Below are 18,336 nucleotides of genomic sequence, written 5' to 3'. Positions count from 1 at the left end.
ACGTTCATAATCAAGAACAAAAGTACCATGACCGATACCGCGAGTAAAGCGCCGGCTGTCGTGCGCGCGTTCGCCATCCTCGACGCCCTGGCCGGCAGCAGCCGTGCGCTGGGCATCGCCGACCTGTCGCGCCTGCTCGACCTGCCCAAGAGCACTACGCACGGCCTCATCCATACCCTGGTGGCCGAAGGCGCCATCCGCCCGGACAACGGCGGCTATCGGCTGGATTCGCGCGTGCTGCCCTGGGCCACCGGCTTCGGCCAGCAGAACGAACGCGTCGGACGCTTCCTGCAACTGGTGGAAGGCGAGCCCGCGCTGGAAGGCGAGACCGCCATGCTGTCGGTGGTCGATGGCGTGGACGTGCTGTACGTGGCCACGCGGCCCGGCAGCAAGCCGCTGTCGGTCAACTTCAAGCCGGGCGTGCGCATCCCGCTGCAATGCACGGCCTCGGGCAAGGCCATGCTGGCGCTGCTGAGCGACATCGAATGCGAAGCGCGCATCGCGGCACTGCGCTTCGAGGCGCTGACGGCGCATAGCCTGGCCGGCCCGGATGCGGTGGCCCAGGCGCTGGTCCAGGTGCGCGAACAGGGCTACGCCACGGACGATGAAGAGACCGCGCAGGGCCTGTTGTGCCTCGGCGCGGCGGTGCGCGACGCGCAGGGCCGGCCGGTGGCGGGCGTGGCGGTCAGCGTGGTGAAGTCGACGGTGGACGCGGCGCGCCGCCAGGCGCTGCAGGACGGGATCGTGAACCTGGCGCGGCGGCTGTCGCTGGGGTAGCGCGGCGGCCGGCGCGTTGCGCGCGGGGTCGTTCGCGCAGGCCGCGATACGTATAATCGTGGTTTGCCTGCCATGGTTGCCGGCGCCGTCGGAAGCAGGTCTCGTCCGTATGAAAAAAACGCAGTCGGCCACGACCCAATCATTGCCCGGCGATACCGGACTGCCGCTCTACCAGCGGGTGGTCGCGGTGTTGCGTGAAGCGATCCTGCGCGGCGAGTTCCCCATCGGCAGCCAGCTGCCCACCGAGAACGCGCTGTGCGAGCGCTTCGACATCAGCCGCCATACCGTACGCGCGGCGCTGCGCGAATTGCGCGCGCAGAACCTCGTGGCCTCGCGCCGCGGATCGGGCACCACCGTCATTCATCCCGACGAGAATCCCCAGACGTACGTGCACCAGGTCGGCTCCATCGCCGATCTTTCGCAGTACGCGCAGGTGCGCTGGGACATCGTGGAAAGCGAGATGGTCGCGCTGGACGAGGCCCAGGCGCGGCGGCTGGACAGCGCAGCCGGCGTGCGCTGGCTGCGCATGCGGGCCTACCGCTATCACGACGACCCCGCCGATCCGGTGTCGTGGACCGAGTTCTACCTGCATTCCGATTACGCGCAGGTGGCGCGCCTCATCGGCAAGGACACCCGGCCCATCCACGAACTGGTGCTCGAACTCTACGGAGCCCAGGTCGACGAAGTGACCCAGACGCTGCGCGCGGTCGAAGTGCCCGACGCGGTGGCGCGCCGGCTCGGCCTGAAAAGGCGTTCGACCGTCATGTCCGTCGAACGCGTCTATCGCCTGGCGGACGGCAAGGTCATCGAGGCTTCGACGAATCTGTATCCCGCCGCGCACTTCCAGTTCGAGATCAAGCTGCGGCGCACGGGCCAGCCGAAATTCGCGGACGCGGCCGCCGAGAGCTGAGCCCTCGGTCCGCGGCCGCCGTCCAGGGTTCAGCGCAGCATCGGCGCGCGAAGCAGATGGAAATCCGTCCGTGCCTGATAGGCAACGCCGGCCTGCAGCAACAGGGCTTCGTTCCACCATGCCGCTTCCAGCTGCATGCCGATCGGCATGCCGTTGGGGCCCAGGCCGCAAGGCACCGACAGGCCGGGAATCGCGGCCAGCGCGCCGGCGTAGGTGTTGCGCGTCACGGCCTTGGTGGCCTCCAGCAGCGAGGCGCCGTCGTCGATCAGGGGCGCGGTCAACGGCGAGGTGGGCGACAGCAGCATGTCGACGCCATCGAACGCCTGCTTCAGTTTGCGCTGCCATTCGCGGCGGAAGCGGTTGGCTTCGGCATACTGCACGCCCGTCACCTTCAGGCCCGTGCTCATGCGGTCCACCACCGAACGCGTGATGGTCTGCGGCTCTTTGGTCAGCCGCTCGTGGAACACGTTGCAGACGTCCGAGAACACCATGTTGGTCTGGTGCAGGTGGGTCTGCGCGGCCATGGGCAGGTCGACGTCCACCAGAACCGCGCCGGCGGCTTCCAGCACCTTGGCGGCGGCCATGACGGCTTCGCCCACGCCGGCTTCCAGGTTCTCGAAGTAGTGCTGACGCGGCAGGCCGATGCGGCGGCCAGCGATGCCATCGCCCAGGTGCGCCAGGACGTTGCCCACGGGCTGGTCGATCGAGTTGGGATCGGCATCGTCGTAGCCCGCGATCACCGCGTAGATGCGCGCCAGATCGGTCACGCGGCGCGCCAGCGGCCCGACCGAGTCGTGCTGTTCGCTGACCGGCACCACGCCCCGGATGGGCACGCGGCCGTGCGTGGGCCGCAGGCCCGACACGCCGTTGAAGCAGCCCGGCAGGCGCACCGAGCCGCCCGTGTCCGTGCCCAGCGAGCCCGTGCAGAAGTCGGCCGCGATGCTGGCCGCCGAACCGCCGCTGGAGCCGCCGGGAATGCGCGCCGGGTCCCAGGGGTTGCGGCACTGGCCGCCCACCGCGCTGAACGAGCGCGAGCCGAAAGCCAGTTCGGCCATGTTGGCCTTGCCGACGATGACGGCGCCAGCGCGCTTGAGCCGGGCGACGACGGGCGCATCTTCCGTCGGCATGTTGTCGCGCAGGAAGCCCGCGCCCGCGGTCGTGGCCAGGCCGACGGTATCGATGTTGTCCTTCACCGAGATCGTCATGCCGTGCAGCAGCCCCAGCGTGTCGCCGGCCTGGGTGGCGCGGTCGGCGCGGTCGGCGGCGGCCAGCGCCTCGTCCGCGGTGATGTGCGTCATGATGCAGAGCTCGGGATTGTGCTGTCGGGCTTGCGCCAGTTGTGCTTCGGTCGCGCTGCGGTAAGAGGTCATGATGGATAGGCTCCGGGTAGGGGATGCTGCGTCAGGCGGCGCGGCTGCGGCCGCGCGCCCACAAGAGAACGGCGATGGCGGTGGAACAGAGCAGGAACAGCACGGCGAACGCCGTGCGGCATCCGCCCGTGAAGGCATGCACCTCGCCCTGCGACACCATGGACAGGCGGCCCGCGTAGGCGGCCTTCTGGCTGGCGTGGGACAGGGGCGCGGTGGCGATGCTCAAGGCCAGCGCCGTGCCGATCACCAGCCCCGTGTTCTGCAGAGCCGAGCGGATGCCGTTGGCGATGCCGCGCCGGCCGGGGCGCACGCCCTGCATGATTCCGCTGTTGTTCGGCGTGAGGAACAGGCCGTTGCCGACGCCCACGCAGAACAGCGCGGGCGCCATCCAGACATAGGGGTCCGGCAAGCCCGTCACGCAGGCCAGCATCAGCACGCCCGCGGCCGCGAACCCCAGGCCCCACAGGCATAGCGTCAGGTGCGAGTGGCGGCCGATCAGGCGGCCCGATACCGGCGAGGCCAGCATCATGCCCACGGGGGTGGGCGCCACGGCCAGGCCGGCGGACACCGCGTCGTAGCCGTGCGCCGCCTGCAGGTACAGCGACACCAGCAGGATGGTGGAGACGTTCGCCATCGAGATCAGCATCACGCACGCATACGAGGCGCTGCGCATGGGCTCGTCGAACAGGCTCAGGTCGACCAGGGGATGCTCGCGGCGGCGCTGGCTGAATACGAACGCCATCATGCCGATGATGCCGATGGCCGCGCCGGCCAGCACGTGCGCGTCCAGCCAGCCGTTCGGTCCTCCCATCGACAGGGCGTACACCAGGCCCGCCACCCCGACCATGGACAGGCCGGCGCCAGCCACGTCGAAGCGCTCGTTGTGCGTGAAGGCGGTCTGGCGCAGCGTGTAGCCCGCCCAGGCCAGCGCCAGCGCGCCCAGCGGCAGGTTGATCAGGAAGATGGAGCGCCAGCCGAAACTGTCCACCAGCACGCCGCCGATGACGGGCCCCATGCTCTGCGCCGCGGCCGAGATGGTGGCGTTCAGCCCCAGGCCCAGTCCCAGCTTGTGCACGGGAAAGGCATCGGCCAGCAAGGCCGTGGTGTTGGTGATGACCGCCGCGGCGCCGATGGCCTGCACGCAGCGGAAGGCCAGCAGCATGCCGGCGCTCTGCGACAGGCCGCAGCCCACGCTGCCTGCCACCAGCACGGCCAGCCCCGCCAGGTACAGGCGCTTGCGGCCCAGCAGGTCGGCCAGACGGCCGAACACCAGGATCAGCACCGTGGTCAGCAGCATGTAGCTCAGCAGGATCCAGCTGGCCTGCACCGGCGAGGCGTTCAGGTCGTCCGCCACCATGGGCAGCGCCACGTTGAGCGTGCTGGCGTTGATGAAGCACAGCATCACGCCCAGCGTGGTCACCGAAAGAACCCGCCAGCCATACTGTTCGGCATCGGCGGGTTCGGACTGCAGGATTGCACTCACGGCCGGGCAGCTCCGCTGGGCTGGCCTGGGCGGCGCAGGTGGTGCTCGGTCGCCTGCTGGTAGCGCGCGCCCAGCCCCAGTACCCGCGCGTCGTGCCAACGGGGCGCGACCAGCTGCATGGCGGCCGGCATGCCGTTGGACGCGAAGCCCACCGGCACGGACAGCGCGGGCGTGCCCGCCAGCGACCAGGCATAGGTGAAGCGGGTCAGGCCGCGGGTGGTCTCCAGCATGCGCTGCGAGTCGCCCGCCAGCGGCGCGGTGACCGGGCAGGTGGGCGTGAGGATGACGTCGACCTCCTGGAACGTGTCGTCCACCCTGCGCAGCCAGCGTTCCTTGAAGCGCAGATGCGCGCCGTATTGCGGACCGGTCACGGCGGCGCCCACTTGCAGCCGCCCCAGCACGTCGGCGCCGAAGCGGCCGGGCTCGCTTTCCAGGCGCGCCGCGTGCACGGCGGCCGCGTCGGCATGCACCATGGGCATCAGGGCATGCTGGGCTTCGGGGGCCTCCGGCAGTTCGATGCGCCGCACGTCCGCGCCGAGGTCGGCCAGCACGTGCACGGCATCCTGCACCAGGCGCAGCACCTCGGGATCGACGTCGGCGTAGCACCAGGCCTCGGGCACGCCGATGCGCAGGCCGCGCACGCCGCGCAGATAGGCCTGCACCCAGCTGCGCGTGTCCCGCGGCGGGCAGCAATCGTCGCCCGCGTCGTGCCCGGCGATGATCTCGTGCACGCGCGCCACGTCGGCCACCGTGCGGGCCAGCGGCCCGATGGTGTCGTAGGCGGCGCTGACGGGATAGCAGCCCGTGTTGGGTACGGCGCCGTGGGTGGGACGCAAGCCCACCACGCCGTTCAGCGCGGCGGGAATGCGGATCGAGCCGCCCGTGTCGGTGCCCAGGGACACCTCGCACATGCCGGCCGCCACCGAGGAGCCCGAACCGCCGCTGGAGCCGCCGGGAATCGCGTCGCGGTTCCAGGGGTTGCGGCCCAGGCCGTGGTGCGGATTCTGCGTGGTGCCGCCGAAAGCGAACTCGTGCAGATTGGCCTTGCCGACGATGACGCAGCCCGACTCGCGCAGCCGGGTGGTGACCGGCGCATCGTGTTGCGGGACATGATCCGCGTAGAACGCCGACCCCATGGTCGTGCGCAGCCCGGCCGTGTCGATGTTGTCCTTCAGGCTGACGACCAGGCCCGTGGCGGGGCCATGGCCGCGGGCGGCGGCGGCTTCGGCGGCGCGCGCCTCGTCCTGCGCGGCGGGGTTCACGCTGATCATCGCCTTGAGCGCGGCGTTGTCGCGTTCGATGGCATCCAGGCAGGCCTGGGTGCGTCGTACCAATGTGTCTGTCATGGCGGCGGGCTCAGGCGATGGAGATCGGCGTCAGGTCCTGGAACCAGGACTGCGCCTGCACGAAGCCCTTTACGTTGGGCGCCAGGGCGCGCGGGTTCAGGTCATGCGCGGCAAACAGGAAGAGGGCGCGGTCGACCACCTGGCCATGGATGGCGGCCAGCAGCGCGTCCTGCTTGGCGGTGTCGGTTTCCTGCTGCGCGGCGGCGAACTGCTTGTCCAGTTCGGGGTCGCTGAAGCGGCTCCAGTTCACGCCGGCGGGCGCGGCCATGTTGGTCTGCAGGATGCGGGCGAAGGCGCGGAACGGATCGAAGGGGCCCTGCGAAATGTTCATGGCCGTGCAGCCGCGGCTGGCCGGCGCGCCGGCGCCGGCCTTCCAGGCTTCGATCAGCGCCTGCCATTCGAACACTTCGAACTGCACCTCGATGCCGATGGCGCGCAGGTTCTGCTGGATGAATTCGTTCATGGGCAGCGGCTGCATCTGGCCGGATCCGCTGCTGGAGATGGCGACCTTGGTGCGCAGCGGCTTGCCGGGTCCATAGCCCGCTTCCGCCATCAGGCGTTTCGCGGCTTCCACGTTGTGTTCCAGCTTGAACGTGGGCTTGCCGTACCAGGGATGGCCCGGCGGCACCACGCCCGCGCCTTCCAGCATCAGCCCGCCCAGCAGCGCCTTCAGGCCCGCGCGGTCGATGCCGAGGTTGGCGGCCTTGCGCACGCGCTCGTCGCGCCAGGGCGATTCGGGCGCCTGCGACAGGAACCACATCCAGTTGTGCGGATAGATGTTGGTGACGATCTGGAAGCCGTTGGCCTTGAGCATGTCGACCATGTCGGGCGCGGGCGCCTCGATGAAATCGACCTGGCCCGACTGCAGCGCCGCGGCGCGCGTGTTGGCGTCGGGGATCGGCATCAGCACCAGTTTCTGGCAGCGCGGAACGCGGGCTTTGTCCCAGTAGGCCTCGTTGCGCGTCATCGTGCAGTGTTCGGCGGGCTCGAAGGCCTGCAGCTTCCACGGCCCGGTACCCACTGCCTTCTTCATGTAGGCGTTCCAGTCCTTGCCGGCGGCTTCCCAGGCGCCCTGGTGGACGATGCCCAGCCAGGTCAGCGAGTAGGGCAGCGCGCCATCGACCACGCCGGTCTCGATCCAGAAAGTCTTGGCATCGGTCGCTCCCCAGGCGGCGATGTTGGGCACCTGCGGCAGCATCTGGCTGTAGGCGCGCTGGTCGAACCAGGGCGCGTCGCGCTTGAAGGCGCGGTCGAAGCTGAACACCACGTCCTGTGCGGTCAGTTCATGGCCGTCGTGGAATTTGACGCCCTGGCGGATCTCGAAGATCCAGCGCTTGCGGTTGGCGGGATCGTTGTGCCAGGCCTGCGCCAGGCAGGGGCGCAGCACGGCCGGCTTGTCCGCGCTGGAGAGGTCCCATGCGATCAACTGGTCGTACAGCGTGATGCCCATGAAGCGCAGGCCTTCGCCGCCCTGGTCGGGCGCGCCGTTGGAGTTGGGCACGGCGGACACCGTCATGCCGACGCGCAGGGTGCCGGACGGCGTCTGCGCGTGGGCCAGTTGCGAGCGCAGCAGGGCGGGCGCGAAGGCGGCGGCGGCCATGCCGCCCAGGACTTGTCTGCGGCGATTGTCGATCGGCATGCGGATTCCCCAAGGAGTGTTTTGGCTTCGATGACCGGTGGTTGCCGGCCCGGTCATGATAAATATGTGCGTACAACTTTGGCAAAGGAATTTTCGAAAAATCCCGGGAGTTTATTGCGTCGCACAGCCTTGGTGCGAAGGGCGTGTTTTGGTGCAAGGCCGCACTTTAATGGGGAAAAATAAAGAATTTCACACCACATAGGGATTTCGCTATTGCCTGGTTTGCTGCGTTGCGGTCAAAATGTTGTACGTACTAATTTTCAATAAAACCAAGGGGAACTGTGATGGTTTATGCGACGCCGGCCGCCGTCACGCCGCCGCCGCGCGACGGGCTCGCGCCGTTGCCCGACGTGGGCGGTCCCGCGCAGCCTTTGCTGTCGGTGCGTGGCCTTTCCAAGCACTTTCCGCTGCCGTCCGGCGCGGGCCGTGCCGTGCGTGCCGTCGACGGTGTCAGCTTCGACGTGGTCAAGGGCGAGACGCTGGGCATCGTCGGAGAGTCCGGCTGCGGCAAGTCCACGACCTCGCGGCTGATCATGGCGCTGACGCAACCCACCGCGGGCGAACTGGTGTTCGACGGCCAGCCCGTGGGCGGCATACGCGGGCTGTCGCTGAAGGACTACCGCCGCCAGGTGCAGATGGTGTTCCAGGACAGCTACGCCTCGCTGAACCCGCGGCTGACCATCGAGGACACCATCGCGTACGCGCCGCAGGTCCACGGCGTGCGCCGCCGCGCCGCCCTGCAGACCTCGCACGAGCTGCTGGATGCCGTCGGCCTGTCGCCAGTGCAATATGCGCGCCGCTTCCCGCACGAACTGTCTGGCGGCCAGCGCCAGCGGGTGAACATCGCCCGGGCGCTGGCCCTGCGGCCGCGCCTGCTCATCCTGGACGAACCCGTGTCCGCGCTGGACAAGTCCGTCGAGGCGCAGGTGCTGAACCTGCTGGTGGACCTGAAGGCGCAATACGGCCTGACCTACATGTTCATCAGCCACGACCTGAACGTGGTGCAGTACCTGGCCGACCGCGTGCTGGTCATGTACCTGGGCAAAGTGGCCGAGATCGGCCCCGTGCGGGAGATCTACGACCGGCCCGCGCACCCGTACACGAGCGCCTTGCTGTCCAGCCGCCCGTCGATGGATCCGGACCAGCGGCGCACCACCGCGCCGCTGTCGGGCGATCCTCCCAACCCTATCGATCCGCCCTCCGGCTGCCGCTTCCATACGCGCTGCGGCTATGCCGAGGCGGTGTGCGCCGCGCGCGAGCCCGCGCTGCTGCGGGCGGGCCAGGCCCTGCACGAAGTGGCCTGTCTGCGCGCCGACGCCAGCAGCGGGCATGGCCAGGCGGCCGCTTTCCTGGCGAGGGCGGCATGACGGAACCGCTGCTGGACGTACGCGACCTGCACGTCGGTTTCCATGGCCCCGAGGGCGTCGTGCAGGCCGTCAATGGCGTGACGTTCTCGCTGGCGGCCGGCGACGCGCTCTGCCTGCTGGGCGAGTCGGGCTCGGGCAAGTCGGTGACGCTGCGCGCGCTGATGCGGCTGAATCCGGCACGCAGCACGCGCATGAGCGGCACCCTGCGTCTGGATGGCCACGACGTGATCACGGCGCCCGAACGCACGATGAACGCCTTGCGCGGCGGCGTGGTATCGATGATCTTCCAGGAGCCCATGAGCGCGATGGATCCGGTGTTCACCATCGGTGACCAGATCGCCGAGAGCGTGGTGCGGCACGAGGGCAAGAGCTGGCGCGAGGGGCGTGCCAGGGCGCTGGAACTGCTGGAGCTGGTGCAGGTGCCGTCGGCCGCGCGGCGCCTGGCGGCGTTTCCGCACGAGCTGTCGGGCGGGCTGCGGCAGCGCGCCATGATCGCCATGGCCCTGGCGTGCCGGCCGCGGCTGCTGCTGGCCGACGAGCCGACCACCGCGCTGGACGCGACGGTGCAGATCCAGATTCTGCTGCTGCTGCGCGAGCTGCAGCGCGAGATGGACATGGCCATCATCTTCGTCACGCACGACCTGGGCGTGGCCAGCGAGATTTCCGACCGCATCGCGGTGATGTACGCGGGCCGCATCGTGGAGCAGGGCGGCGTGCGCGACATCCTGCGCGCGCCGCTGCATCCCTACACGCAAGGGCTGCTGGGCGCCACGGTGCATGCCGGGCTGCGCGGGCAGCGCCTGACCGTCATCCCGGGCGCGCCGCCGCGCCTGGATGCCTTGCCGGCGGGTTGCGCCTTCGCCCCGCGCTGCGAGCATGCCGTCCCCGACTGCCTGCTGGCCGTGCCCGAGCTGCGCACCCCGCAGACCGGCCGCGCGGCCCGCTGCATACGCCTGAAGGAACTGGAGGCCCTGCCATGCTGAAGTATCTGTTGCGCCGCGTGTTCTACGCGCTGCCCATTGCGCTGGCCGTGGGCCTGGTGTGCTTCATGCTGGCGCACATCGCGCCCGGCGATCCCGTCAACGCCATCGTCTCGCCGGATGCGCCGCAGGAAGTCGTGCAGGAGATCCGCAAGCAGTATGGCCTGGACCAGCCGCTGACCACCCAGTTCGGCCTGTGGCTGTCCCGCGTGGCGCAGGGCGACCTGGGCACCTCGCTGGCCACCGGCCGGCCCGTCGCGGAAGACCTGGCCAAGGCCTTCGTCAACACGCTGCGCCTGTCGGTCGTGGCGGCGTTCCTGGGCTTCCTGGCCGGCACCTTGCTGGGCACCGCCTGCGCGGTATGGCGCGGCGGCTGGCTGGACAAGGCGCTGTCGGCGTTCGCCGCGGGCGGCGTGTCGGTGCCGCATTACTGGCTGGGCATGCTGCTGGTGGTGCTGTTCAGCGTCAAGCTGATGTGGCTGCCGTCGATGGGCGCGGGCGCCGCCGGCTCGGCCAACTGGGCCTGGGACTGGGCGCATCTGCGCTTCATGGCATTGCCGGCGCTGACGCTGGCCATCATTCCGATGGGCATCATCACCCGCACGGTGCGCGGCGTGGTGGTGGACGTGCTGGCGCAGGAGTTCACCACCACGCTGCGCGGCAAGGGCCTGAGCCGCCGCCGCATCGCGGTGCACGTCGCCAAGAACGCGGCGCCGGCCGTGGCCGCCATCATGGCGCTGCAGCTGGGATACCTGATGGGCGGTTCGATCCTGGTCGAGACCGTGTTTTCCTGGCCGGGCACCGGCCTGTTGCTCAACCGCGCGATCTTCCAGCGCGACATTCCGGTCCTGCAGGGCACCATCCTGATTCTGGCGCTCGTGTTCGTGGCGCTGAACCTGCTGGTGGACCTGCTGCAGACCACTCTGGACCCAAGGATCCGCCGCGCATGACTACCCTGGAAATGACTTCTGCCGCGCTGGGCGCCGCGCCCGCCGCGCCCAAGACCCCGGTGCGCGGGCAGGGCTACTGGCGCGGCGTGGCCCGCCGGCTGCGCCGCGACAAGACCTCGATGGTGTGCGCCACCGTGCTGGGGCTGATCCTGCTGGCCATCCTGCTGGCGCCCCTCCTGGCCCCGCACGATCCGTACCAGGGCAGCATGGCGATGCGCCTGAAACCCGTGGGCACGCCCGGACACCTGCTGGGCACGGACGAACTGGGCCGGGACCTGTTGTCGCGCCTGCTGTACGGCGGCCGGCTGTCGTGGTTCCTGGGCATCGTGCCGGTGCTGATCGCCTGCCTGGTCGGCGGCACGCTGGGCATCCTCGCCGGCTATGCGGGCGGCTGGGTCAACATGGTGATCATGCGCACGACGGACGTGTTCTATGCCTTTCCGTCGGTACTGCTGGCGGTGGCCATCAGCGGCGCGCTGGGGCCCGGCATCTTCAACGCCATGCTGTCGCTGACGCTGGTGTTCGTGCCGCAGATCATCCGCGTGGCCGAGACCACCACCACCGCGGTGCGCAACCATGACTACATCGACGCCGCCCGTTCCAGCGGCGCCGGGGCGCTGTCGATCATGCGCACGCACGTGCTGCCCAATGTGACGGGCCCCATCTTCACCTACACCACCAGCCTGGTCAGCGTGGCCATGATCCTGGCCTCGGGCCTGTCCTTCCTGGGACTGGGCACGCGGCCGCCGGAGGCCGAATGGGGCCTGATGCTGAACACACTGCGCTCCGCCATCTACAGCCAGCCGCTGATCACGCTGCTGCCGGGCCTGTGCATCTTCGTCACCAGCCTGTGCTTCAACATGCTGAGCGATGGCTTGCGCGGCGCCATGGAAGTCCGCCGCTGAACCCTTCAAGCCTTCTACAGGAACCTGCATGTCCGACATCTACCAACGGCAGGCATTCGGCCAGACCCTGGGTTTCGGCGTCTCGACCGCCATGCTGATCATCGACTTCCAGATGGGCTACACCCGGGAAGACAAGCTGGGCGGCTTCAACATCAACGACGCCATCGCGTCCACCGGCCTGCTGCTGGACGCGGCGCGCCAGGCCGGCATCCCGGTGGCGCACGTGCGCTTCGTCAGCGCGCCTGGCGGAACGGACATCGGCACCTTCGGCATGAAGGTGCCCACGCTGCAGAGCGTGACCGAGGATTCGCCCGACGCGCAGTTCGTGCCGCGCGTGGCGCCCATCGAGGGCGAATACGTGTCGATCAAGCGCCATGGCTCGGCATTCTTCGGCACCACGCTGGCATCGTGGCTGATGGGACTGCGGGTGGACACGCTGCTGGTCACCGGCTGCACCACCAGCGGCTGCGTGCGCGCCAGCGTCTGCGACGCGTCCGCGTACGGACTGCGGCCCATCGTGGTGCGCGACTGCGTGGGCGACCGCGCCGAGATCCCGCACGAGGCCAACCTGTTCGACATGCAGCAGAAGTACGCCGACGTGATCGGATTGGACGAGGCGCTGTCGCACTTGCGGGCCGGCCAGGCGGCCTGAGGAGTCTGTTCCGGACGAAGTCGCAAAATAGGTCGGATTTCGCCTGTTTGCGCGCAAACGTCCACACATTTGCAAACATTTGGGTCTTCAATGTCGCAAGCCGCCCGGTTGCGACGTCGCCTTGCGCTCGGCGGTGGGCTTGTCATCGAACAATCTGAAGCCGAGGTTTCGCATGCCGGAAAAGATCTACAACGTGCTGTTCGTCTGCACGGGCAACTCCGCCCGTTCCATCCTGGCCGAGGGCCTGCTCAATGGCATGGGCAAGGGGCGCTTCGTGGCCCATTCGGCAGGCAGCCATCCCAGGGGCGAAGTGCATCCCTATGCGCTGGCCACGCTGGAACGCCTGCGCATGCCTGCCGCCGAATACCGCAGCAAGAGCTGGGACGAGTACGGACAGGCCGACGCGCCCCGGGCCGACGCGCCCCGGGCTGACGCGCCCCGCATCGACTTCATCATCACCGTGTGCGACAGCGCGGCGGGCGAGGCGTGCCCCGTGTGGCCCGGCAAGCCCATGTCGGCGCACTGGGGCGTGCCGGATCCGGTGGCCGTGGAAGGATCGGAGGAGGTGCGCATGCGCGCCTTCCAGGACGCGGCCGTGATCATCAAGCGCCGCATCGAGCTGTTCCTGTCGCTGCCCCTGGCCAGCCTGGATGCGATGTCGATGCAGCGCGAACTGCACGGCATCGGCAGGGCGTAGGCGGACGGATGCATGGGTGCGGGCGCGTTGGCCCGGCGGCAAGCGCTGCGGGCCTCGTTCAGCCGCCCGCGAGCAATGCCGGCCACGCCGCCAGCGCGGCGCCCGCGACGGCCTCCAGCGCCGGTCGCTGCGCGCCGTCGCGCGCCTGGATCGACATGCCCTGCTGCACGGTGACATAGAACCGCGCCACCGCCTGCAGGTCGACGCTGCGGGGAATCTCCCCCGAATCCACGCCGCGCGCCAGCACGCCGGCCAATTGCTCGACATTGCCCAGGCGCAACTGCGACAGCTCGTCGCGCACGGCCTCGTTTCCGCCATTGGCCTGCAAGGCCGACAGCACCACCAGGCAGCCGAACGGCTTGCCCTGACGGGTGTACACGCGGGCGGACGCCATCAGCATCGCCTGCACGGCATCGTGCGCGGTGGCGGCGCGCTGCACCTCCTGCTGGATTTCCGCGCCCTCGACCGACACGTACAGGGCCAGGGCCTCGCGGAACAGTCCGTCCTTGGATCCGAAGGCCGCGTACAGGCTCGGCGAGGCGATACCCATGGCAGCGGTCAGTTCGGCCATCGAGGCGCCTTCATAGCCGCGCTGCCAGAAGACTTCCATGGCGCGGGCAAGGGCCTGCTGCCGATCGAAAGCACGGGGTCGGCCACGTTCAGCCATTGGATTGCTCCATTTATTTATCGATCATTATATAATTCGTTCCGTGGCTGGCCAGCCCTTGTTCCGAACCCATATCGATCATTCAAGAAAGGGAGTTTGCCATGTCGTCACTCGCAGGAAAGAAAGCTTACGTCACCGGCGCCAGCCGGGGCATCGGCGCCGCCATCGCGCGGCGCCTGGCGGCCGAGGGCGCCGACGTCGCCATCGGCTATGAACGGTCCGGCCAGGCCGCCGAAGACCTCGCCGCGGAACTGCGCCGCGACGGCCGCCGCGCCATCGCCGTGCAGATGAGCGCCGCCGACCCCGCGTCGGTCAAGCGCGCGGTCGACCAGGCCGCGGCCGAACTGGGTGGGCTGGACATCCTGGTGAACAATGCCGGCATCTATCGCGGCGGCCCCATCGAGGAGTTGACGCTGGCCGAGGTGGACGAAGTGCTGGCCGTGAACGTGCGCGCCGTGGTGGTGGCGTCGCAGGCGGCGCTGGCCTACCTGCCGGAGGGCGGCCGCATCGTGTCCATCGGCAGCAACCTGGCCACGCGCGTGCCGGATCCCGGCGCGAGCCTCTACGCGCTGAGCAAATCCGCGCTGATCGGCTGGACGCAGGGGCTGGCGCGCGACCTGGGACCGCGCGGCATCACGGTGAACATCGTGCATCCGGGATCCACCGACACCGACATGAATCCCGCCGACGGCCCGCGCGCTTCGCGGCAGGCCGAACGCACCGCGTTCAAGCGCTATGGCAAGGCCGACGACGTGGCCGCGCTGGTGGCCTTCGTGGCGGGTCCGCAGGCCGGTTCCATCAACGGCACGGGCCTGACGGTGGACGGCGCGGCGAACGCCTGAGCGGTCACGTGCGGCGGTCCGGACCAGCCCGCGGCGGTCCTGGCCGGTATGCGCAGCCCTGCTGCCTTGCGGCGGCCCGCGGCGTCGCCCATGTGCCGCCGGCCGCGTCACGCCGCGCCGTCGCCGCCCGGCAATGCTTCAGCTCTGCCAGCCCGATCCGCGGATCACCTGGCAGAAGTTGCCCGGCCGGAAGGCCGGGTCCTTGTCCGCGAGAACGTCCGCCTTCACGTTGCCGAAGGTGGTCGCGGGCTTGTGCCGGATGCCGTCGTGGAACGCCTGGATGATGTCCTCCTTGAAGCGGTTGCCGCGCGGATGCGCCGCGACGATCGCCTCGCGCTGCGCGGCGGGGTACTCCGGGTAGGTCAGGCCCAGCACGTCCATCTCGACGCCGGCCGTCACCAGCGCCACGACCGGATGCATGTGCTGCGGAATGCCCGGCGTGGTGTGCAGTGCGATCGCCGTCCAGACGGTGTCGACGTCCTGCTGCGCTATGCCGCGCGAACTCAGGAAGTCGCGCGCGCAGTTGGCGCCGTCCACTTCGAAGCGCTCGCACGCGCTGCTGTGCTTATGGGTCAGGCCCATGTCGTGGAACATGCAGCCGCAATACAGCAGCTCGGGATCGAACGCCAGCCCGCGGCGCTTGCCGGCCAGCGCGCCGAAGTAATAGACGCGGCTCGAGTGGTGGAACAGCAGCGGCGATGCCGTATCGCGCACCAGCTCGGTGATCTCGCGGGCCAGTTGGCTGTCGGGAATGGTGATGCCATCGACGTTCAGGCTCATGGAAGGCTCCAGTTTGGGAAGGGATGGCTCCATTCTGGATGCGCGCGGTGATGGCTCAAATAGACGTGATACGTCATATACTGCCATTTTGCGTGATCGAGCGACATACGCGCCATGACCAGGAACATCGTGATCCTCGCGCTGCCCGGCGTGCAGCTGCTGGACGTCTCCGGCCCGCTGGACGTGTTCGCGCAGGCCAACGTCGAGGCCGGGCGGCAGGTGTATGCCCTGCGCGTGGCGGCCTGCGAGGCGGGGCCGCTGCGCAGTTCGTCCGGCGTGCGGCTGCTGCCGGACATCGTGGTGGACGAGTCCTGTCCCGCCGTGGACACGTTGCTGGTGGCCGGCGCGCCGCATGCCATGCATGCACTGCCCGGCAGTGCCCTGGTGGACTGGCTGCGCGCGGCGGCCAGGCGTTCGCGCCGCTACGGCTCGATCTGCACCGGCGCGTTCACGCTGGCCGCCGCGGGCCTGCTGCAGCGGCGGCGCGTCACCACGCACTGGGCCGCGGCCGACGCCCTGGCGCAGGCCTACCCCGGCGTCATGGTCGAGCAGGATGCCCTGTACGTGCGCGACGGCAAGCTGCGCACCGCCGCCGGCGTCACCGCGGGCATGGACCTCGCGCTGGCATTGGTCGAGGAGGACCTGGAGCGCGACGTCGCCGCGCGCGTCGCCTCGCAACTGGTGATGTATTTCAAACGGCCCGGCGGGCAGTTGCAGTTCAGCCGGACGGGCCAGGCGCGGCCGGTCGGCCGCAGCGTGCTGCAGGAAGTGCAGCGCTGGGTCGCGGCCAATCCGGCCCTGCCGCTGTCGGTGGGAGACCTGGCGGGCCATGCGGGCATGAGCCCGCGGCATTTCGCGCGGCTGTTCCATGCCGAGGTCGGCATGACGCCCGCGGCCTGGGTCGAGATGACCCGCGTTGCGGCCGCGCGCGGCCTTCTGGAGACCGGCGCGGCGCCCAAGGCGGTGGCCGACCGCTGCGGCTTCGCCAACGCCGATACGCTGCGCCGCGCCTTCGTCCGGCACGTCGGGGTCACCCCCGCCGAATATCGCAAACATCACGGCAATCGGCCGGAAATCTAAGCAGCACCTGCTTACTAACGTTCATCCCTTGCTTACGCCTGCGTGGGTAAGATGGTTTCGCCAGATTCCGCATCGAACAACATAGGTAAGGGCCCTTGCCCACGCCGGACTTTCTGACGGAGAACTATCCATGCGTAAGCGTATTCAAGGCCTGATGATCCCGCTGCTGATGGCCGCGGCGCTGGGAACGGCGCACGCCCAGATGCAGACCCGGGGCGAGAACACCGGAGGCAGCGCCACGCAGCCCACCGCCCCCGTCACCACGGCCACCGGCAAGCCTGCACGCAGCCCCATCGTGGTGGATGGCAAGGGCTGGCTGGCCGCCACCGCGGAAGAGCGTCGCGCCTTCCTGATCGGCATGGCCAACATGATCGTGGCCGAGGCCGCCTACGCGAAGCGCAACAACGCCGCGGCGCCCGGCGCGGGCACGAAGATCACGGAAACGCTGCAGACCATGAACCTGTGGCAGGCCTCGGAACGCATCACCACCTGGTACAACGCGAACCCCGACAAGCTGGGCGCGCCGGTGATGGGCGTGGTCTGGCGCGATCTGGTTGAACAATCCTCCAAGTAATTCCAAGGAGAACACGATGAAGAAGACTGCCTACAGACTCGCGGCGATCGCCCTGGTCGTCGTCCTGAACGGTTGCGCCACCGCGGCCGGCGGCCTGATCGGCGGCGGTGTGGACCGCGCCTCGGGCGGCGACGGCTCCGCCGGCGCGATGATCGGCGCCGGCACCGGCATGATGATCGACATCTTCCGTTGATGCCCTGACGTTCCCGCGCGGCGTCCCGGCTGGGCCGGGCGCCGCGCTTTCACATCCGCGGTCCGCCGATCCGTGCCGCAAGGCTACAGGCCAGCCGGGCGAATGGCTGCGGTCTTGCGCACGCTGCCTACGTGCGCAGCGCGCGGAGCCGGTCCGCGACCGCGCGCAACCGGCCGCGACAGGCGCCATGGTCAGTGGCCTGGCACCCGGCCACCATCGCGCTAGCCTCGGGACGCGTCCTGCTGGCGCAGCACGTCCAGTGCCGCCTGTTCGGCATTGGCGATGTGGTCGCGCGCGGCCTGCTGCGCGCCCTCGGCGTCGCGCCGTTCGATGCACGCGTACAGGCGGTCGATCTCGGCCAGGCTCTGCGGCAGGCGCCGAGGGCTGGAGAACGACGTGGCGCGCAGCAGGTTGATGCGCGACAGCAGGCCGGGCAGCATGTCCTGCACCAGCGCGTTGTCGCAACCCGAAAGCAGCACGTCGTAGAACTCGCGCTTGGCGGCCAGCAACGCAGCCTGGTCGGCGTCGGCGGCGCAGCGGTGCAGGGCCTGCACCGACTGGCGCAGCCGCTCGATGTCCGCATCGCCGGCCAGGCGGGCGAACTCGTGCGCCGCATAGCCTTCCAGCAGCGCGCGCAGGGCATAGAGGTCGCGCGCGGCCTTGACCGTCAGCGTGGCCACGGTCGGGCCGCGGTGCGGCTCGATGGTGATGAGGCGCTCGGCTTCCAGCGTGCGCAGCGCCTCGCGCAGCGTGGGGCGGCTGATGCCCAGCTGCTCGCACAGCTCCAGCTCGCGCAGCTTGTCGCCGCCTTTCAGCCGGCCCTCCATGATCGCGTTGCGCAGGTAGTCCTCGACCCGGGATCGCAGGGTGCTGGGCTTTTCGAACACGGAATGGGATGGCTGGGCCATGGAATCCTCGGCGTACGGCATCGGCGTGGCGCGCAAAGCGTACGGCGCGGCACGTGCAAACCCCGAACTATATCCCGCGAGCAGGGCCGGGCCGGCGGGGTCACGGACGTACCTTCGTGCTGCGCACGCCGGTATTCGCCCTTGGAACGGCCCGGCAGGCTCAGGCCAGTATCCTGCAAAGGTGGTTGACTATCAATCAGATTGTCTGACAATATA

19 protein-coding genes are annotated in these 18,336 nt (G+C 69.3%); 12 read left to right on the top strand and 7 right to left on the bottom strand.

The window, feature by feature from the left end; all coding sequences use genetic code 11:
• Positions 1-27: 27 nt before the first annotated feature.
• Positions 28-777, top strand: coding sequence for an IclR family transcriptional regulator (locus tag FS845_RS21985; protein ID WP_144639355.1), 750 nt, complete (start codon positions 28-30; stop codon positions 775-777).
• 109 nt (positions 778-886) lie between these two features.
• Entirely contained in the window at positions 887-1,687 is an 801-nt protein-coding gene (locus FS845_RS21980) for a GntR family transcriptional regulator (protein WP_144639353.1), read from the top strand.
• A 29-nt stretch (positions 1,688-1,716) separates the two neighbouring features.
• Here FS845_RS21980 and FS845_RS21975 read toward each other — a convergent pair whose 3' ends face one another.
• The 4 genes from FS845_RS21975 to FS845_RS21960 are packed head-to-tail and all read right to left on the bottom strand — an operon-like array spanning position 1,717 to position 7,525.
• Positions 1,717-3,057 carry an amidase gene (locus FS845_RS21975; RefSeq protein WP_186332377.1) on the bottom strand — a complete coding sequence of 447 codons (1,341 nt, stop codon included), beginning with the start codon at positions 3,055-3,057 and terminating at the stop codon, positions 1,717-1,719.
• Between the two features lie 31 nt (positions 3,058-3,088).
• Positions 3,089-4,540, bottom strand: coding sequence for an MFS transporter (locus FS845_RS21970; protein ID WP_144639349.1), 1,452 nt, complete (start codon positions 4,538-4,540; stop codon positions 3,089-3,091).
• The gene (locus tag FS845_RS21965) at positions 4,537-5,886 is read right to left on the bottom strand and encodes an amidase (protein WP_144639347.1); all 1,350 of its coding nucleotides are present in this window, start codon (positions 5,884-5,886) and stop codon (positions 4,537-4,539) included. Before FS845_RS21965 ends, FS845_RS21970 begins: the two co-directional genes overlap by 4 nt.
• Positions 5,887-5,896: 10 nt before the next feature.
• The gene (locus FS845_RS21960; protein WP_222130016.1) at positions 5,897-7,525 is read right to left on the bottom strand and encodes an ABC transporter substrate-binding protein; all 1,629 of its coding nucleotides are present in this window, start codon (positions 7,523-7,525) and stop codon (positions 5,897-5,899) included.
• A gap of 284 nt (positions 7,526-7,809) precedes the next feature.
• On the opposite strand from FS845_RS21960, the gene FS845_RS21955 reads away from it, so the two are divergent.
• The 6 genes from FS845_RS21955 (at position 7,810) to FS845_RS21930 (ending at position 13,076) form a co-directional block, all read left to right on the top strand.
• Entirely contained in the window at positions 7,810-8,892 is a 1,083-nt protein-coding gene (locus FS845_RS21955) for an ABC transporter ATP-binding protein (RefSeq protein WP_144639345.1), read from the top strand.
• Positions 8,889-9,875: an ABC transporter ATP-binding protein gene (locus tag FS845_RS21950; protein ID WP_144639343.1), complete on the top strand. Its 987-nt coding sequence runs from the start codon at positions 8,889-8,891 to the stop codon at positions 9,873-9,875. Before FS845_RS21955 ends, FS845_RS21950 begins: the two co-directional genes overlap by 4 nt.
• Positions 9,869-10,822 (top strand): ABC transporter permease, encoded by a 954-nt coding sequence (locus FS845_RS21945; RefSeq protein ID WP_144639341.1) that lies wholly within the window; start codon positions 9,869-9,871, stop codon positions 10,820-10,822. Before FS845_RS21950 ends, FS845_RS21945 begins: the two co-directional genes overlap by 7 nt.
• On the top strand, positions 10,819-11,727 hold the full coding sequence (locus FS845_RS21940; RefSeq protein WP_144639339.1) for an ABC transporter permease: 909 nt from the start codon (positions 10,819-10,821) through the stop codon (positions 11,725-11,727). The genes FS845_RS21945 and FS845_RS21940 overlap by 4 nt, the downstream gene beginning before the upstream one ends.
• A 28-nt stretch (positions 11,728-11,755) precedes the next feature.
• Positions 11,756-12,379 (top strand): isochorismatase family protein, encoded by a 624-nt coding sequence (locus FS845_RS21935; RefSeq protein ID WP_144639337.1) that lies wholly within the window; start codon positions 11,756-11,758, stop codon positions 12,377-12,379.
• Positions 12,380-12,551: 172 nt separating this feature from the next.
• A complete protein-coding gene (locus tag FS845_RS21930; protein WP_144639336.1) occupies positions 12,552-13,076 on the top strand; it encodes an arsenate reductase ArsC in 525 nt (174 codons plus the stop codon).
• 58 nt (positions 13,077-13,134) lie between these two features.
• On the opposite strand, the gene FS845_RS21925 is transcribed toward FS845_RS21930, so the two are convergent.
• Positions 13,135-13,743 (bottom strand): TetR/AcrR family transcriptional regulator, encoded by a 609-nt coding sequence (locus FS845_RS21925; RefSeq protein WP_144639333.1) that lies wholly within the window; start codon positions 13,741-13,743, stop codon positions 13,135-13,137.
• Positions 13,744-13,844: 101 nt separating this feature from the next.
• On the opposite strand from FS845_RS21925, the gene FS845_RS21920 reads away from it, so the two are divergent.
• Positions 13,845-14,585 carry an SDR family NAD(P)-dependent oxidoreductase gene (locus FS845_RS21920; protein WP_144639331.1) on the top strand — a complete coding sequence of 247 codons (741 nt, stop codon included), beginning with the start codon at positions 13,845-13,847 and terminating at the stop codon, positions 14,583-14,585.
• A 138-nt stretch (positions 14,586-14,723) separates the two neighbouring features.
• Here the strand turns inward: FS845_RS21920 and FS845_RS21915 are convergent, their stop codons facing one another.
• Positions 14,724-15,365 carry an HD domain-containing protein gene (locus FS845_RS21915; RefSeq protein WP_144639330.1) on the bottom strand — a complete coding sequence of 214 codons (642 nt, stop codon included), beginning with the start codon at positions 15,363-15,365 and terminating at the stop codon, positions 14,724-14,726.
• Positions 15,366-15,479: 114 nt separating this feature from the next.
• Here FS845_RS21915 and FS845_RS21910 point away from each other — a divergent pair, with 114 nt between their 5' ends.
• The 3 genes from FS845_RS21910 to FS845_RS26610 all read left to right on the top strand — a co-directional run bounded on the left by FS845_RS21910 (position 15,480) and on the right by FS845_RS26610 (position 17,212).
• On the top strand, positions 15,480-16,445 hold the full coding sequence (locus tag FS845_RS21910) for a GlxA family transcriptional regulator (protein ID WP_144639328.1): 966 nt from the start codon (positions 15,480-15,482) through the stop codon (positions 16,443-16,445).
• Between the two features lie 130 nt (positions 16,446-16,575).
• Positions 16,576-17,019: a hypothetical protein gene (locus tag FS845_RS21905; RefSeq protein WP_144639326.1), complete on the top strand. Its 444-nt coding sequence runs from the start codon at positions 16,576-16,578 to the stop codon at positions 17,017-17,019.
• Positions 17,020-17,035: 16 nt separating this feature from the next.
• Complete coding sequence (locus FS845_RS26610; protein WP_186332376.1) at positions 17,036-17,212, top strand: hypothetical protein; 177 nt, start codon at positions 17,036-17,038, stop codon at positions 17,210-17,212.
• 221 nt (positions 17,213-17,433) lie between these two features.
• On the opposite strand, the gene FS845_RS21900 is transcribed toward FS845_RS26610, so the two are convergent.
• A complete protein-coding gene (locus tag FS845_RS21900; protein ID WP_260986396.1) occupies positions 17,434-18,120 on the bottom strand; it encodes a GntR family transcriptional regulator in 687 nt (228 codons plus the stop codon).
• Between the last annotated feature and the right edge of the window lie 216 nt (positions 18,121-18,336).

Origin of the sequence: Bordetella genomosp. 13, from assembly GCF_007679965.1 — a bacterium.
Classification (GTDB): Bacteria; Pseudomonadota; Gammaproteobacteria; order Burkholderiales; family Burkholderiaceae_B; genus Bordetella.
This window is presented reverse-complemented; position numbering and strand designations above follow the sequence as displayed.